Raw genomic sequence first — 16,908 nt, 5'->3', positions numbered from 1 at the left:
CGCCTAGTATACCGGACGCAACGGAGGTCTGTCTGACTTGAGACTGTTTACAACTTGAACTGCCGGCTCATGCGCTGCATGTCCTCGGCCGTATGCGACAAGTCTTTGACGAGCCGGTTCATCGTCTCGCTCGTCGCCGACATCTGTTCGGTTGAGGCGGCCACTTCCTCATTCCCGGCCGTGCTCTCTTCCGAAATCGATGCGATATCCGATAGACCGCGTTTGATGTCGTCTTGGTTCGTCTTGACGCGTCCGAGTTGCCCTTGCATCGAGTTCGTCAGGCGCTGCATCTCCCGCACGCTCTGCTCGATCTCATTGAAGGCGCGCTTCGTTTCCTCGAGCGTCCGTTTGCCGTCCTCGGCGGCGTGCATACTGTCCGTGAACGTCTCACCGAGCGCGATCGAGTTCCGTTTGACGCTGCCGACGATCTCCGAGATCTCACTGACCGATTGGGCGACACTGTCCGACAACTTCCGAATCTCGGAGGCGACGACGGCGAACCCTTTCCCATGCTCCCCAGCGCGGGCCGCCTCGATGGCCGCGTTCAGGGCGAGCAAATTCGTCTGTTCCGAGATTTGACGGATCATCGTGACGAGTGCCGTCACTTCGTCCGCCTGTTGCTCGAAGTCTTTCACCTGACCTTGTGATTCGCGTACTTGCAGATGGATGTTCGTCATTTTCCCGACGGCGTCCTCCATGAGGAGGAGCCCTTCGGCCGTCACACGGCTGACCACTTCCGCCTGTTCACTCACGCCGTTTCCGTCGTGCGCCGTCTGGTCGACGAGTCCCGAAAACTCGTTCATATGCCCATACAGCTTCATCGTGAGCACGCTCTGATTCTCGACGCCACCCGCAATTTCTTCCATCGTGAACGCGATTTGTCTCGAGGCGTCGTTCACTTCTTCCGAGATGCTCGCCACGTTGCCGCTCTCGTCCCGCACCGTCTGGGCAGATGTCTGCAATCCGGAAATCAAATCGCGGAGCATCTTCGTCATCTGGTCCATCGAGGCAGTGAGCCGCTTAATCTCATCGTTCGCTTTCAGTTGGATGTTGTCCATCTCTTTGGCCGCTGTCGCTAGGTCGCCGCTCGCAATATGAGTCGCGACCCTTTCAAGCTCACGGAGCGGTCGGAGTTTCCAACCGAGATAGCGCCAAATGATGACTGAAGCCACCCCGAGCAAGATAACGAGCCCGATGAGAATCGGGGGCAAGCTCTCTTGGAGCACGTCTTCCGTCACCGCCGCGACATCACTCGCCCCTTTGTCGATTCCGAGGACACCGATGACGTCCCCACCTTGTTTGATCGGGACGAGCACGGTCATATAGTCCCCATATTCCGGGTCCTCGACGATCGGCGTCGTGACGGTCCCACCCTCAAACGCCGCTTTAGCATCTTCGAAAGACGTCGCCGTCGTCGGCGTGCCGATTTCGACCGCATCGCTCGCGCTCATACCGTCGACGATGATTTGAAGCTCTTCCCCGTCGGCCGCGAGTGTATAGACGTACATCGCCCCGATTTGCGTGCGATACGTATCGAGCTGTTCTCGAAACTGCTCGAACCGTTCATCTTTTGTCGGGTTTTGCATAAAGGCCGCGTACGCCTCCGTGTCAATCGCCTCGCTGATGCGCGCCCCATCCGCCAACAGGACGGCCTGCATCGAGCTCTGCACCGTATGTTTCGTGCTGACGTACTGCAACACGCCGAATGTGACGATGAGTAGCGTGATGAACGCCAACATCATCGCCAAGATCCGTTTCTGCAGCGACTGTGGTTTATTTCGTTTCATAATGATTCCCTCCAATCGTCCTTACTATATGTATCGGACGATTGCCAGAAAAACTGTATAAAAAAACGGATGATTTTCGACAAAAAAATCATCCGTCCGTTCATTCATTTGTCGAATTCACGACCTCGAGCGGCATCGACACCTCGGCCTCGCCCTCTTCTCCGATATGGAAGAGCGGCAACGTCTCGGTGACGAAAAGATCGGGGTTCAAATCCGCTTGATAGACGTACGTCCGCACATCCCCTTCGCGTTCCGCGACAAGTTCACCGAACGGAATCGGGACACGCGTGCCCTCGACTTCGTAACTGATAATTGTCGTCGGATCGAGGCGACGGTCTTCGAGCATCCGAATCGTGAACAGCATCGTCGAGCTGTTCGTCCGCTCGAGCGAGACCGCAATCGATTCCGATTGGCCGGCCCGTTTGTCGATCATCGCATCATCGACGTCCTGTTCAAACACGACGTTCTCCTCGGCCGGGTCATCTTGCACTTGTTGGCAACCGACGATGGTCGCCAATCCGAGAATCAAGGCAATCACCAATACGCGCATCTCGTTCTCTCCTCACTTCAAGGCGAAAGTGAGTTCCGCTTCACAAGCAACTTCTCCATCGACTGTCGCCACGGCGCGTCCTTTACCGATCGGTCCGCGCACTTTCAAGATTTCGACCTCGAGGCGCAATTGATCGCCCGGGACGACTTGACGTTTGAAGCGACATCCATCGATGCCTGCGAAGAACGCGAGCTTGCCGCGGTTCGACTCTTGCTTGAGCATCGCGAACGCGCCTACTTGCGCGAGCGCTTCGACGATCAAGACGCCAGGCATGACGTTATAGTCCGGGAAATGTCCATTGAAGAACTCTTCATTCGCCGTCACATTCTTTAATCCAACGGCCCGTGTGCCTTCTTCGACTTCAAGAATTCGGTCGATGAGCAAAAACGGGTACCGATGCGGGATCACTTCTTTAATCTGTTCAATCGTGTACATGGTTCCACCACCCTTATGATGTTAGCCAAAAATCGGTGATATGGCGCCACGTGTCGATGTTGAACACGTCCTTCCACTCGCCTCCGCCAATCACGCTGTACCCAATGATGGCCCCAATCGCAAGCATCACGAAAGCCAACAGCAGGACAACGATGACGCGTAACAAGATCGGGAAACGTCGATGGTTCGATAATCGCTTCCGCTCCGTCCGCTCTTTGGACTCGGTCTGTTCCGAGCCGTTCTGTTCTTCGTTCGCCACGTCCATACATCCTTTCAGCTGAATTAATCATAACATATTAGTACCTGGTATTAAAACTATTGCATGAGTTCTATATAAGTGTAACGTATCTACCATACGTCGAACAAGCGCCCGGCCTAGGGCAAGGGCGACGCTTCTGTGAAAAATACTGCCCGCTTCCGCCTATGCTGTGCTACCATAAGAGTATTCATCATTTAGGAGGGTTTATTTTTATGTGGAAAGAATTCAAAGAGTTTGCAATCAAAGGCAATGTGATCGACCTGGCCGTCGCCTTCATCCTCGGGGCCGCCTTCACGGCCATCGTCACGTCGCTCGTCAATGACATCTTCATGCCGTTCCTCGGCATCCTCATCGGCGGCATCGACTTCTCGACGCTCGCGGTGTCGGTGCTCGGCGTGAAGGTAACGTATGGCAACTTCCTGCAAGAAATCGTCAAGTTCTTCCTCGTCGCCTTCGCCTTGTTCATGATGGTCAAAGTGCTGAACCGTCTGAAGCGAGAAAAAGCGGTCGAAGAGACACCGGAGCCGGAACTGTCGCGTGAAGAACAGCTCCTCTCGGAGATTCGTGACCTATTAAAAGAACGCTCGTGACCCAAAGACGCCTGAACCGAAGTTGGTTCAGGCGTCTTTGTCGATTAACCGGAACGCTCGGCTGACGGCGTCCGTCAAGAGCGCTGCCGCTTGCTGCATCGCTTCCTCGAGCGTCATCACCCGGGAAACAATCGGGAAGACGGCCTGAATCCCCACGTCCGGGACGGCAATCAGTTCCGATTGTCCGGCGAAGACGAGCGTCGGTACGTCGTACGTATGGGCAAGACGTGCCAACCCGTAAGGCGCTTTCCCGTGAAGCGACTGCTCATCGAAGCGACCTTCCCCCGTGATTAACCAGTCGGCCGTCCGTAACGTCTCCTCTAGATTCGACCACCGCACGGCCTCCTCAATTCCGCTCACGTAAGTCGCCCCGAGCTGATAGAGCGCGAAGCCGATACCGCCGGCCGCACCCGCTCCCGGTCGTCCCGTCACATCACGCTCGAAACAACGGGCGTATGAGGAAAGTCGTTCCTCGTAGCTAACGACGTCTTGTTTGGCCAGTCCCTTCTGTGGTCCGAACACGGCCACCGCCCCCATTGGTCCGAGCAACGGGTTTGTCACGTCCGAGGCGATGCGCCACTCGACTTGACGTGCTTCCGGGAGGAGTCCTGTCCAATCGACTTGAGCGACGTGCTCGAGTTGATGTGGGAACGGCCCAATGATCTGTCCAAACTCGTCGAAGAATTGGACGCCGAGCGCCTCGAGCAGGCCTTTGCCTCCGTCGACGGTCGCACTCCCGCCGAGGCCGACGGTGATGCGTGTCGCCCCGCGCTCGAGCGCATGCCGAATTTGCAGCCCCGTCCCATAGGAGCTGTAGCGCCATGGGTCGAGTGTATCGACAAGTGTGAGCCCAGACGCCTCGGCGACTTCGATGACTGCTTCTCGCGTCAGTTCTAACCAACCGTACCGCGCTTGTCGCATCGTCCCGTCAAGCGACATGACGTCTTGCGTGATGGTCTCGGCATGTGGATGTGTCAGGAGCCACGCATCTAAAAATCCTTCGCCTCCGTCTGAAATCGGCACCTCGATGACATCGTGTCCAGCGAGTGCCCGACAAACCGCCCGATTCGCTTCCACGCTCGTCAACGACCCTTTGAACGAATCCATCGCCACGACAATTCGCATGTCCATCCCTCCTCCTATTCAGTGTAACGCAAAAACCGCCCTTCCGAAGAAGAACGGTCTGTGATTAACGGAGTGACGTGACGAGTCCCATCATCTGGTCACTCATCGACAACGCCCGTGAATTCATCTGGTAAGCACGTTGCGTGATCGTCATGTCGGTCATCTCTTTCGTCAAATCGACGTTCGACGATTCGAGCGTCCCTTCAATCAACAGATTGCCGAGCGGACGGTCAACGTCCGCCGCCAAGTCAGCCGCATAGATGTTGTTGCCGAGCGGTTGGAGCGCTGACGTGTTACGCACCTCGACGATATCGAGACGGCCGAACTCTTGCTCGACACCGTTCACGCTAGCGACGACCATCCCATCTTGACGGACGCGATGCGCCGTCGCCTCATTCGGCATGACGATCGGGTTCCCATCCGCACCCAGGAGGGCGTTTCCGTTCACGTCGACGAGCGTCGTCGTCTCACCGACCGACAGCTGCATGTTCCCGCTCCGAGTCAATCCGACACCATTCTCCGTCTCGACGGCGAAGAACTGGCGGCTCGCTTTCAAGAACACATCAAGGCCACGGTCAGTCTTGCGAATCTGGCCGATATTGAACTGTTGGCTAATGTCGGCGACGTGGCCGCCAACGCCGATGCGAATCCCGTTCGGCGTGTCGCGCCCGACCTCAAGCTCGGCGCGTGGTTGATTGTCATACGCCTGCGACAAGAGCGAGGCGAAATGGGTCTGTTCCCGCTTATAGCCGGCCGTGTCAACGTTGGCAATGTTGTGACCGGTCACATCGAGCTGGCGCTGAAGCTGCGTGAGCGACGACACCGAGTTATAAATCGATTGCATGGGCTTCCTCCTTAACGAATCCGAGCGATTTCAATCGCCCGCTCGGCACTCTTGTCATACGCTTGGACAACTTTTTGGTTCGCCTCGAATTGACGGTACGTCGTCATCAAATCGGCCATCGTCCGATCGAGATCGACGTTCGCCTCTTCGATAAATCCTTGTTGGAACTGAACGTTCGCAGCAGGCGGTGCGTCTCCATTGACCCGATAGTCGTTCCCGACTTGCTCGAGTGTCGTCAAGTCATCGATTTGGACGGCACCGAGCGTCGCCACGTTCTGTCCGAGTGACGTGATTTGTCCGTCACCTGACAACGTGAACTCACTTGACGGCAATTGAATCCGTTCGCCGGCGTCTGAGAGGATATACCCACCATCTGCCGAACGCAAGAAGCGTTCCTCATCGACCGCGAAGCGTCCGTTCGTCGTATAGAGCGTCTCACCGTTCTGTTCGACGGCGAACATAGCGGCACCCGTCGCGTCAGCCGGTACCTTCATATATACGTCGGTCGGGCTCCCCGTCTCGGAGATGCTTCCCGTCGAGAAACGTGGCATCGTCTCTTGCAAATACACGCCCGTCGACAACGTGCCAACCTCGCCTTGCACGCGTGAACCCGAATTTCCTGGGTGGCTCACTTGGGCGAGCAACATTTCTGGGAACGAGCGGACGACGCCGTTCGATGCCTTGAATCCAGGTGTCCGGACGTTTCCAAGGTTATTGCTCAAAATCTCTTGTTGACGTTGGAGCGCGTTCATCGCGCCCGCCGCCGTATATAATCCGCGTAGCATGGTTCGTCTTCCTTTCATCGTTCAAAGTCTTCACTCTGTATATCGTACCAAACGAATGTTTCATTCACCGTTTTTTGAAAAAAACTAAAAAAAAACCACTTCGCAATGTGAAGTGGTTTTCGTCAAGCGACAATCGGGAGTTCGACCGTCATGGTCGTCCCATTCCCAAGTTCAGAACGGACGCTGATTGTCCCGCCATGTGATTCGATAATCTCCTTACAGATCGCAAGCCCAAGGCCGGTGCCTCCAATATTGCGGCTCTGTTCGTTTTGGACACGGTAGAATTTCTCAAACAGTCGTTCGGCATCTGCGGGCGCCACCCCCATGCCTTCGTCTTCGATGGCGATCCGGATGACATCGTCATCGCACGAGACGTTGACGGCGATATTGCCGCCGTCGGGTGAATATTTAATGGCGTTATTCAAGATGTTCGAGAACACTTGACGCAGTTGCGCCGGGTCCCCGGAGACGCGAATCGTTTCATCACAATCGAAATGGAACGCATGCAACTCGGTCGAACCGGCATGAATCTCAAGAATATCGGACAATAGTTCGAACAAACTCTCGACTTTGAAGTCTTGCTGCGCGTTACCGGACTCTATCTTCTGCACGTCGAGCAGATTGCTGACGAGCCGCTCGAGCCGGGTCGTCTCGCTATGAATCATACTCAAGTAGCGTTTCCGCTTCTCTTCGTCGACGTGTCGGTGTTCAAGAAGTTCGGTAAAACCAAGAATGGATGTGAGCGGGGTACGAAGTTCGTGTGAGACCGTCGCGACGAGTTCCGTCTTCAAGCGGTCAATCTCAATCTCTTTCGTAATGTCCCGTGACACAAACATCACGCCGAAACGTTCGTCCTGCAGTTCAATCGGTTCGGCGTACATCCGTATGATACGTCTTCCCCCTTGCATCGAATACGTAAACGTTTCATCGAAGATTCCACAGTTTTTAGCCCGGTGTGTGAAGCGATTGAGACCGTCCTGATCATCGATTTGATCCATGAACGGCTCATAAAACGCGTCAATCGGATACAGGCTCTGACGGTCGCCGAACGGGAACGGTTGCTCATACAGTTCGAACAACGCCTCGTTGGCGAAACGTTTATTTGTGTCCGTCTCAACGAAGACGATGGCGTCGCGCATCGTATGCAAAATGCGGGCCGTCTTCTCGCGCTCTTTCTCGAGTTCATCATGTTGATGAATCAACGAGCTCGACATCTCCGTGAATGATTTCGATAGTTGACCGACCTCGTTTTGGAGCGGTTCAATCGGGATGAGCGTCGCATGCGGGTCAACCGCGAGCCGCTCACTGTTCGTGATCAGTGCCTGCAGTTGATTCGTCAAGCGTACGATATACGGTTGGAGGCTGACGAAGAGGATGAACAACGCGCCGAGCAAAATGAGAAGCCACATCCATTGGGCTTTGGCCAGTTGCTCCGACAATTGTTCCCGGAGACCCGTTTCTTGGAAGTCGAGGTCGGCCCGATAATCGGTGAACACCGATTCCATATCGACGATGCTCGCGCTCATATCGGCCGCGCTTTTCGTATTCAGTTTGAAGCGCGTTTGGGTCGACGTCGCATTCTTCGGCATGAGTTGGCCGACGGTCGCCATCTGTAAGAACGGCTCATCGACTTCGCCATTCGCTTTGGCGACAACGTAACGTTCGAGACCAGGCATGACGCGCGTCGTATAGATGGTAAAGAGCAAACGCGCCTCTTCCGCGAACGTCGTCTCTTCGTTTGTCTCGGCGTTCTGTTCAAACCAGCTCGTCTGGTCATCGATGCGGGTCTGGGCTTGTTTCACTTCCGCCAACAGGGCATCTTCTCCGAGCAGGACGTGGCCGCGCATCTCGTACTGCATCGATTGCCACGTCTCGAACAAATCGGTTGCCCGGGCCCGCTGTTCACTGATCCGTTCGAGTTCGACCGTGGTTTCGCGGATCGCTTGCTGGGTATAAAAGTATGTGCCAAGTGACGTCAACGTGATTAAGGCGATCAATACGTAAAACACGGTGAGGACTTGGCGGCTAATTTGTTGTTCAATCCAGCGTTTCATATATAGCCTTCTTTCATATCGATGATTAATCGGATTGGGTAGTTTCGTATGTTCGGCTATTCAAAAAAGTCAGTTTCGTGTACGATAAGAAAACATTCGTCACTTTATACGTGAACGATTAGTGTCAGTATATCGTTCGTTTCTCACAAGAAACTCACAAATCACGAAGGGAATATGCAGATGACCCCTAAATCGATCGGGCTGGTCGTATTGATTATCATCTTCGCGCTCGCTGGCGGCTTCGCCTTGACGCGTGGACAGACGATCGACGACTCAGTCACCGTCACACAAGGAACGGCCGATTTGACCGATTCTCGTGTGACCGACCAACTCATGCGTCTCGATGGGACGTGGCGCTTTCAATCGAGCCTGCTCGAGCGAGTCGACCGCGAATCGTATCGACAACTCCCGCATGTGACGCCGCACAAGACGGCGACTTATGAAACCGACATTTCATTGCCCCCGGGACAATACGCTTTGCGTGTCCCGCGTAACCACCCACATGTCAACCTCCTCATTGATGGAGAAGCTGTCTCACCCGTCTACGCATCGACAGATCAAGACCCTAGACATGCCTATCTCGTTCTGTTAGATACGCAGACGCCGACGTTTCGTTTGACGATTCAAACGGCTGAGACAAATGAGCTCTCGACTGGTATTTCCGACAGTCTGCTCATCGGTCCAACGAGCAATATGATGACCTATCATAATCAATACTTCAGTTATGAGTTCGTGATCATCCTCATCTCGCTCCTCATTTTTTCTTTCTATGCGATTGTTTGGCTGTTCCATCGTAAGGAATCGCTCTATTTATATGGAGCTGCTTTCTTTTTCCTCGTCAGCGTCTCGCTTATGACGAGTGATCAAATGATCGTATTCGAAATCGTCCCTATGATGTCTTACGTTTTAGCCCATAAATTAAATTTGATTACCGCATTACTGAGCGTCGCGATGTTAATCAATTTTGCGTTACGTCTCGAACGCGTCCCGTTTCGACACTTTTTGAAGTACGCGTCCTACCCGCTCTATGCGTTCAGCCTCATCGCCTTGGTGTTGCCTGAAGGTGCACACGCGATATTCGACCAATTTCCTTGGGTGTATGTCCTGTTCATCACATTCTTCTGGACCGGACTGAACATCAATTGGCTGTTCGAACGAAAAGACGACGGCTATCCGTTCGAATTTCTCGTGTTCACGATCTCGCTCATCATCGGCTATGTCGGCCAGTTGATTAACGTTCTGATTGAGCACCCGAATCAAGAACTGTATACGAGCGTCATGTCACTCATTTACTTCCTGCTCATGTTCACGCTGCTCCCGATTCACTTGTCGACGGATAAACGGCAAAAGCGTGAAGTGCAGACGTTCGCAAACCAAAGTGAGATTTCATTCTTCAATGCGCAAATCAAACCGCACTTCTTGTATAACACGTTCGGTAACGTCATCGCCCTCTGTTACACGGCACCGACCGAGGCGGCACGTTTGCTCAGCCATTTGAGCACATACGTCCGCTTTATCTTCGAGAACGGGCGCACCGAGAACGATATCTCGCTCAAGCAAGAACTCGACGTCATCGACTCGTATCTGATGATCGAACAGACTCGTTTCAATGATGCGTTCACCATCACGAAAGATATCGACGAATCCGTCCTCAACGCCTCGATTCCACCGCTGTTATTGCAACCGCTCGTCGAGAACGCGGTACAGCATGGGTTGATGAAGCAACCAGGTATCAAACGGCTCATGTTGTCGATCCAGTCCTCAGATGATGCAATCGATATCCGGATTGCCGACAACGGCATCGGGTTCAATCCGACACCGCACTTGAGAAAATCGAATGGAATTGGTATCCCGAATGTCAAGAATCGGATCGACTTCATATCAGATGCCACATTTAAATTAAATTCTGAACCAGGGGTCGGAACGCATGTGCATATCCGACTCCCAAAACGAGAGAGGATGAACGAGCAACATGCGCACGATTTTGATTGAAGATGAGCACCATATTTTAAGGATGATGGAACGCCTCATCCAAGCTGAACCAAACTTGAAATGGATGGGGTCGTTCCACGATCCGTTCCAAGCACTTGAATTTTTAGCAAACCAGGAAGTCGACCTCGTCTTTCTCGATATCGAGATGCCCCAGATGAACGGTCTCGATTTCGCCAAACGTTTGCCCGAGACGACTCAAGTCGTCTTCACGACGGCGCACAGCCAATACGCGGTCGATGCGTTCAACCTGCAAGCGACGCACTATCTGCTCAAACCGATTACCGAACAGATGATTCACGACCTCATTCCTCGCGTCGAGAAACGATACAAGGAGATAATGTCGACCGAGCATCACCGGACGTGTACGATTCAATGTCTCGACCACTTCTCGGTCAAGACGCAAGACGGCGACCTCGTCAAATGGCCGACACAAAAGACGGAGGAACTGTTCGCCTACTTGATTTTCCACCGCGATAAAGTCGTGAACAAATGGCTCATCGCCGAGACGCTTTATCCAGAGATTGACGAGCCTCAGCGGGCGCTCCACAACGTCTATAACCTCGTCTACCGGTTGAAGAAGACGCTCGCCGAGTACGATTTGAGCATCACGGTTCAGACGATCAATAACGGCTACTCCCTTCACTTAGACGACGCCTGTCTTTGCGATTACCATGACTGGTTAGATGCGAAAGAAAAGCCGTTCCCGCAAACGGATTTGTCCACTCGACTCTTCGTCGACAAAGACTATACATGGCATTAAAAAGAGCTTCTCCCTTGAATTGGGAGAAGCTCTTTTTATCGTCCGACGAAGCCACCGTCGACGTGAAGATGTTGCCCGTTGACCCACGCCCCGTCCGGCCCCATGAGGAACGCGATATAGCGGGCCGTGTCCTCAGGTGTCCCGACGCGTCCATACGGGAACAGCGGTACGAGTTGTTCGCGGAGCGCATCATCAATCCAACCCGAATCGGTCGGGCCCGGGTCGAGCGCGTTCACGGAGATCCCGTACTGCCCTGCCCCGTTGGCGAGCGCCGGCGTGATGGCGATCAACATGCCTTTCGTGGCGATATAAGCCAAATTGGATGCATCCGCTCCGCCGGACACCATGAACAGGATGCGTCCGTCCGTATGCCCCGCTCGTTTGTATCGCTCGATGAAGGCGAACGTCAGACCGAGCGTTCCTTCGTTGTTGACGAGATAATGACGACGAAGCGTCTCGGTCGTGAACGTATCGACGCTCACGTGCCGCTCATACGTCGCATTGTTAACCAGACGGCTTGGAGTACCGATCGCCGCTTCGACGCGATTGAGCAGCCCTTCTGCGTCTCCAGACGCCAAATCATACGCTTCATGTGCGACACGGGCTCCTAATGCCCGTAATTCGTTGACGAAGCCGTCAATGAAATTCGGTTCCGCCCCGACACCTTCCGTGCCGTCAAACGGACTCCAGTGCGTGAGATACAAGTCATGACCTGACGTAGCAAGTTTTCGCGCGATGGCTGCCCCGATGCCTTGCGTCCGGCTGACGCCGGTAATGAGTGTGAGTGGTCGTGTCATTTAATGATCCCCTTTAGCCCTTAATTTGGTGAGAAAATACGGTCCCCAGTCCGCTTCGTGCGGGATGACATACGTCCACGTGTAAACCGGGTCGACGATATAGACATCCGCATAGTCCATTGTTTCGACAATCAAGTCTTTCCTAGTGAGTGGTTTCGCTTGCGTCAAATCAAGCTCGAGCACATCGTTCGAGTGTTGAAAAAAAAGCATCGCTTTCCACTTCCTGGCTCGTTCGAACGCATGCTCAGCAGTCGTTCCGACGAGACAGCCTTCAGTCCCTGCCACGATATCCTCCCACAGGTAAGGGGAAAGACGTGTCCGCTGTTCCGGTCGTATGAAGTGCGCCACCCATGTCTGACGCGCTTCCTGGCCTCGGTCTTCAATTTTTGTGACCTCGACCCCTTTCGCCGTCAATCGCTCAATCAATGGATCCATCTGCAGCCCTCCCTCCCTTAGTCTATCCATTTCCAGGAAATTCGGACAGTGTTGAACGCAAAAAAAGCACGACGCCTACTGACGTCGTGCCTTTAGATGATCTTACTTCAAACGATCCAAGTGCTCGAGCATGATGCCCGTGCCGTGCGCGACGCTGAGCGTCGGCTCTTCGGCGATCATGACCGGCAATCCGACACGCTCGGCGACGAGCTGGTCGATTCCGTGGAGGAGCGAGCCGCCACCTGTCATGATGATGCCGCGGTCGATGATATCGGCCGCAAGTTCCGGAGGCGTCTGTTCGAGGACGCGCTTCGTTGCTTCGACGATTTCATTTGCCGATTCGGCCATCGCTTCACGGAGTTCTTCCGACGTGATGGTTACCGTACGCGGAAGCCCACGCACCATGTCACGACCTCGGATATCCATCGTCTCGTTACGTCCGCCTGGGAAGACCGTCGCAATCTCTTTCTTGATTTGCTCGGCCGTCCGCTCACCGATGACGAGCTTATGCTTGTCTTTGATGGCGCGGAGGATGTCCGTATCGAACCGGTCCCCGGCGATTTTAATCGTTTCGCCGCAGACGATATCGCCCATCGAGAGGATGGCAACGTCTGTCGTCCCGCCACCGATGTCGACGATCATATGACCGACCGGCTTCCAGATGTCCATGCCCGAACCGACGGCTGCCGCTTTCGGTTCTACGGCGAGGAAGACTTCTTTCGCGCCGGCCTTCTCGGCCGCCTCACGGATGGCTTTCGCTTCGACCGGTGTCACGTTCGCCGGCGTACAGATGAGCATGCGGATGCCGCCAAAGAAACCGCGGACTTGAATCTTCTCGACGAAGTGACGAAGCATCTCTTCGGTTGTCGCGAAGTCGGCAATGACGCCGTCACGGAGTGGACGGATGGCGACGATGTCACCAGGTGTACGTCCGACCATCTGATACGCTTCTGTCCCGACAGCGAGTACTTTTCCTGTCGAACGTTTAATGGCAACGACCGATGGCTCGTCGAGAACGATGCCTCGACCTTTGACGTGGATGACGACGTTTGCTGTTCCTAAATCAATCCCGATATCTTTTGAAAACATGGTGTGTAGGTTCCTCCGTTCATTACTTCATTGAAAAGAGCGAGAAGAGTCTCTCCTCGCTCCTATGAGTCTATTAATTAGTTCTTAACCATCTCTTCGGCAACTTCAACGTTCCCTTGGATGCGCTCGATGTCAGCACCGAGAGCTTGCAATTTCTTGTGGAAGTCAACGTAGCCACGGTCGATGTGGTAGAGATCGCCCACGCGTGTCTCTTCGTCCGCGATGAGTCCAGCGAGGACGAGAGCAGCACCGGCACGAAGGTCAGTCGATACGACTTCAGCACCTTGGAGGCGAACGCCACCTTTGATGATGGCCGAACGGCCTTCGATTTTGATGTCTGCGTTCATGCGGCGGAACTCTTCCACGTGCATGAAGCGATTCTCAAACACTGTTTCTGTGATGACCGATGTGCCGCCTGCTTTCAAGACGAGCGCCATCATTTGGGCTTGGATGTCTGTCGGGAAACCAGGGTGTGGCATCGTCTTCACGTCGACCGGCTTCAACTCATCCGGTGCGATGACACGCATGCCTTCTGCTGTATCCTCGAACTTGACGCCCATTTCTTCCATCTTCGAGATGAGCGGACGAAGGTGCTCGCGCTCAGCGCCGATGACTTCGATGTCGCCACCTGTGATGGCTCCTGCGACAAGGAACGTACCGGCTTCGATACGGTCAGGAATGATTGAATGCTCGGCGCCATGAAGCTTATCGACACCTTCGATACGAATCGTTTCTGTACCGGCACCGCGCACGTGTGCGCCCATACCGTTCAAGAAGTTGGCGAGGTCAACGATTTCAGGCTCTTTGGCGACGTTCTCGATGATCGTCGTGCCTTCTGCGAGGACGGCAGCCATCATGATGTTCTCTGTCGCGCCGACAGATGGGAAGTCCAAGTAGATCTTCGCACCTTTCAAGCGACCGTCAACTGAAGCTTCGACGAAACCGTTGCCGATGACCGTCTTCGCACCCATCGCCTCGAAGCCTTTTAAGTGGAGGTCAATCGGACGTGAGCCGATTGAACATCCGCCTGGCATCGCAACACGTGCGTGGCCAAGGCGAGCGAGAAGAGGACCCATGACGAGGATTGAAGCACGCATCTTACGGACGTACTCAAGTGGCGCCTCGTCTTTGATTGTGCCCGACGCATCGACAGTGACTTCATTACTCGCTTCGTCAAATGAAACCTCTGCACCGAGGTGACGAAGCACTTTGTTAATCGTGTACACATCAGCGAGGCGTGGCACGTTTTGAAGTACCGATTTTCCTTCACCTGCTAATAAAGTGGCAACCAATGTTTTGAGTACGGCGTTTTTAGCTCCTTCAACACGCACAGTACCTGACAATTTACGTCCTCCACGGACTACAATCAAATCCTTCATATCTCTCTTTGTCCTCCAACTTCGTTGATTTTTTGTTTTATACGTCGATATCCGTTACCGGATGTGGTTGTGTCGATTACTATGATGGTTTGTATTACGTGACGCTTCATCAGAGAGAAAAATAATAATAAAAGCAACCATAAAATTCTGATGAAAAATTTCGTCATGTCAGACGAATTTATCCTATCACGATAAACATATACGATACGTTACAGCAGGATTACAGTTTAGTAATCATTTCCCTGCCTACTGTAATGGTGCGAGTGCCTGAGCCAATCGGATATACTCCAAAAAGAACTGGGCGATCAGTGAACCGAAGACGACGGCCACGAGGACGCGCAAGACAGCAGCTTGCGGACTCCTCACTTGATTGAGCAAGCGGTCCCATTTGACCGGCATGAGCGCCCACCAAGCGACGTAGATCGCTACGACGTAGATGACGAGCGATAATACGGTGTTCAGCATCGACGATTCCCCTCTTTTCAAAAATTCGTACCATTTTTAATCATAGCATGACGCGTCAGAGAAAAAAAGACTTAGCGTTCAAGTGAGTGGTTGAATGGGTTCATCCGATCAACTCGCTTTCTCTCCAAAAACCGCATACAAAAAAGGAACGTCAATCGGCGCATGGCCTTAGTACAGTAATTGACGTCCCTTCAACATTTCAAACATTATTCACTTCAGCATCATAAGTTTGGCTCCAACGGATGGCTTCGACATAGTATCGAGACAAGTCCGGCATCGTCTCATCGACGTCGACCGTCAATTGCTCATAGGCGAGCACCGTATCGAGCAAACCGCGCAACTCGTTGTCTTCCCCGAGAAGCGCCGCTTTGACAACGGGTTCGACCGGAAGCTCCGAGACGAGCGTATGCATCGTCTCGTTCAAGATGACGTCAAGCGACGAGAAGATACCCGTGATGAACGCGTCGAACGCCGTCACGTGCGGCAGCGTCTCGGCCGCAATCAGTTCCATCATCTTGCCGCGGATGACACTCTGTTTAATCAATTCTTTCGATTCGGACGTCTGCAACTCACGCAACAACATCAAGTAGGACCAACGCCGCATCTCATCGAGCCCGATGCGCGCGACGGCTTGTTCAATCGATTGAATCGTGTGACGTCCCTTTTGATACACCGTGTTGACCGAGCGCAACATCTTATACGACAAGTCGACGCTTCGTTCGATTTGGCTGGCGATACGTCGGAAGTCCGGTTCCGGCTTATCGAGTTCCTTCAGCACTTCGACGAGCGTATGCCGGAGCGGATGGACCTCCGCACCGTGGACGACCGTCGGACGACTGAAGAAGTAGCCTTGGAACATGTGATAGCCGAGCTTCTTGGCAATCTCATATTCAAACGGTGTCTCGATTTTCTCCGCTAGAAATTCGACGCGATGGCCGAGGGCGTCGATGAGCCGCTTCTGTTGGTCGATCGGTGTCGCCTGGTAGTCGATTTTGATGATATCGGCGAGTCCGATGAGCGGCCGATACTTCTCTTCGAACACAAAGTCGTCGAGGGCGATCGTATAGCCTTTCCGACGTAACGAACGTAACGCCGCCAAGACTTTCTCCGTCGGTTCGACATGCTCGAGCACCTCGACGACGAGCGTCTGCCTTGGCAGTAAAGCCGGGACCTCGCTCTCAATCAAGTTTTGCGGAAAGTTGATGAACGCCCTCGTCCCTTCAGTCAACTCCCGGAAGTTGAAAACGAGATAGGCGTTATGAATCACATCGGCGGTCGCAAGTGCGTCATCGACATGCTCAAATATATTTTTCTCGCTGCGGCGATATAACAGTTCATAGCCACAGACGCGTAATTTTTGATCAAAGATCGGTTGGCGCGCAACATAAACTTTCATCCCATTGTCTCCTTTACCGTAGTTCCCACCTATATTATCGGATAAGAGATGTCTGTCTTCCACTATTTGGTCGTAAAACTTTTGATGCTTTGGACCTATATATATAGAAGGAACGTGATTCATTCGGTCCATCCACAAAAAAATCTCCCCTGCGGCTGCAGGAGAG

Annotated in this window: 17 protein-coding genes; 3 read left to right on the top strand and 14 right to left on the bottom strand. The window is 53.5% G+C overall.

Annotation, left to right across the window (positions count from 1 at the left end; all coding sequences use genetic code 11):
* Positions 1–47 precede the first annotated feature (47 nt).
* The 4 genes from ACZ2GZ_RS02460 to ACZ2GZ_RS02445 form a co-directional block, all read right to left on the bottom strand.
* A complete protein-coding gene (locus ACZ2GZ_RS02460; protein WP_029594704.1) occupies positions 48–1,787 on the bottom strand; it encodes a methyl-accepting chemotaxis protein in 1,740 nt (579 codons plus the stop codon).
* A gap of 100 nt (positions 1,788–1,887) precedes the next feature.
* Positions 1,888–2,337: a hypothetical protein gene (locus tag ACZ2GZ_RS02455; protein ID WP_029594703.1), complete on the bottom strand. Its 450-nt coding sequence runs from the start codon at positions 2,335–2,337 to the stop codon at positions 1,888–1,890.
* A gap of 12 nt (positions 2,338–2,349) precedes the next feature.
* Positions 2,350–2,772, bottom strand: coding sequence for a 3-hydroxyacyl-ACP dehydratase FabZ (gene fabZ, locus ACZ2GZ_RS02450; RefSeq protein WP_029594702.1), 423 nt, complete (start codon positions 2,770–2,772; stop codon positions 2,350–2,352).
* A 13-nt stretch (positions 2,773–2,785) separates the two neighbouring features.
* The gene (locus ACZ2GZ_RS02445) at positions 2,786–3,037 is read right to left on the bottom strand and encodes a DNA-directed RNA polymerase subunit beta (protein ID WP_029594701.1); all 252 of its coding nucleotides are present in this window, start codon (positions 3,035–3,037) and stop codon (positions 2,786–2,788) included.
* Between the two features lie 206 nt (positions 3,038–3,243).
* On the opposite strand from ACZ2GZ_RS02445, the gene mscL reads away from it, so the two are divergent.
* Complete coding sequence (gene mscL, locus ACZ2GZ_RS02440) at positions 3,244–3,621, top strand: large-conductance mechanosensitive channel protein MscL (protein WP_029594700.1); 378 nt, start codon at positions 3,244–3,246, stop codon at positions 3,619–3,621.
* Between the two features lie 27 nt (positions 3,622–3,648).
* Here mscL and ACZ2GZ_RS02435 read toward each other — a convergent pair whose 3' ends face one another.
* From ACZ2GZ_RS02435 to ACZ2GZ_RS02420, 4 genes are all read right to left on the bottom strand, one after another.
* Entirely contained in the window at positions 3,649–4,746 is a 1,098-nt protein-coding gene (locus tag ACZ2GZ_RS02435) for a glycerate kinase family protein (protein WP_035385636.1), read from the bottom strand.
* A gap of 64 nt (positions 4,747–4,810) precedes the next feature.
* Positions 4,811–5,590, bottom strand: coding sequence for a flagellar hook-basal body protein (locus ACZ2GZ_RS02430; RefSeq protein WP_029594698.1), 780 nt, complete (start codon positions 5,588–5,590; stop codon positions 4,811–4,813).
* 11 nt (positions 5,591–5,601) lie between these two features.
* The gene (locus ACZ2GZ_RS02425) at positions 5,602–6,375 is read right to left on the bottom strand and encodes a flagellar hook-basal body protein (protein ID WP_029594697.1); all 774 of its coding nucleotides are present in this window, start codon (positions 6,373–6,375) and stop codon (positions 5,602–5,604) included.
* Positions 6,376–6,497: 122 nt separating this feature from the next.
* Complete coding sequence (locus ACZ2GZ_RS02420) at positions 6,498–8,429, bottom strand: sensor histidine kinase (protein WP_058764787.1); 1,932 nt, start codon at positions 8,427–8,429, stop codon at positions 6,498–6,500.
* A 180-nt stretch (positions 8,430–8,609) separates the two neighbouring features.
* Between ACZ2GZ_RS02420 and ACZ2GZ_RS02415 the strand changes: the two genes are divergently transcribed.
* Positions 8,610–10,421 (top strand): sensor histidine kinase, encoded by a 1,812-nt coding sequence (locus tag ACZ2GZ_RS02415; protein ID WP_058764788.1) that lies wholly within the window; start codon positions 8,610–8,612, stop codon positions 10,419–10,421.
* Positions 10,402–11,181, top strand: coding sequence for a response regulator (locus ACZ2GZ_RS02410; protein ID WP_058764790.1), 780 nt, complete (start codon positions 10,402–10,404; stop codon positions 11,179–11,181). The genes ACZ2GZ_RS02415 and ACZ2GZ_RS02410 overlap by 20 nt, the downstream gene beginning before the upstream one ends.
* A gap of 35 nt (positions 11,182–11,216) precedes the next feature.
* Here the strand turns inward: ACZ2GZ_RS02410 and ACZ2GZ_RS02405 are convergent, their stop codons facing one another.
* The 6 genes from ACZ2GZ_RS02405 to ACZ2GZ_RS02380 all read right to left on the bottom strand — a co-directional run bounded on the left by ACZ2GZ_RS02405 (position 11,217) and on the right by ACZ2GZ_RS02380 (position 16,742).
* Positions 11,217–11,978: an SDR family oxidoreductase gene (locus tag ACZ2GZ_RS02405; protein WP_214714440.1), complete on the bottom strand. Its 762-nt coding sequence runs from the start codon at positions 11,976–11,978 to the stop codon at positions 11,217–11,219.
* The gene (locus tag ACZ2GZ_RS02400) at positions 11,979–12,413 is read right to left on the bottom strand and encodes a DUF4275 family protein (RefSeq protein WP_058764794.1); all 435 of its coding nucleotides are present in this window, start codon (positions 12,411–12,413) and stop codon (positions 11,979–11,981) included.
* 102 nt (positions 12,414–12,515) lie between these two features.
* A complete protein-coding gene (mreB, locus tag ACZ2GZ_RS02395) occupies positions 12,516–13,502 on the bottom strand; it encodes a rod shape-determining protein (protein ID WP_021066145.1) in 987 nt (328 codons plus the stop codon).
* Between the two features lie 77 nt (positions 13,503–13,579).
* Positions 13,580–14,881 carry a UDP-N-acetylglucosamine 1-carboxyvinyltransferase gene (gene murA, locus ACZ2GZ_RS02390; RefSeq protein WP_021066144.1) on the bottom strand — a complete coding sequence of 434 codons (1,302 nt, stop codon included), beginning with the start codon at positions 14,879–14,881 and terminating at the stop codon, positions 13,580–13,582.
* 246 nt (positions 14,882–15,127) lie between these two features.
* Entirely contained in the window at positions 15,128–15,346 is a 219-nt protein-coding gene (locus ACZ2GZ_RS02385; RefSeq protein ID WP_021066143.1) for a DUF1146 family protein, read from the bottom strand.
* A gap of 199 nt (positions 15,347–15,545) precedes the next feature.
* Entirely contained in the window at positions 15,546–16,742 is a 1,197-nt protein-coding gene (locus ACZ2GZ_RS02380; protein ID WP_251135247.1) for an EAL and HDOD domain-containing protein, read from the bottom strand.
* Positions 16,743–16,908 lie beyond the last annotated feature (166 nt).

It is taken from the genome of Exiguobacterium sp. KKT215 (assembly GCF_055635335.1).
The sequence above is the reverse complement of the archived record's forward strand: the minus strand, read 5'-3'. Positions and strand labels throughout refer to the sequence as shown.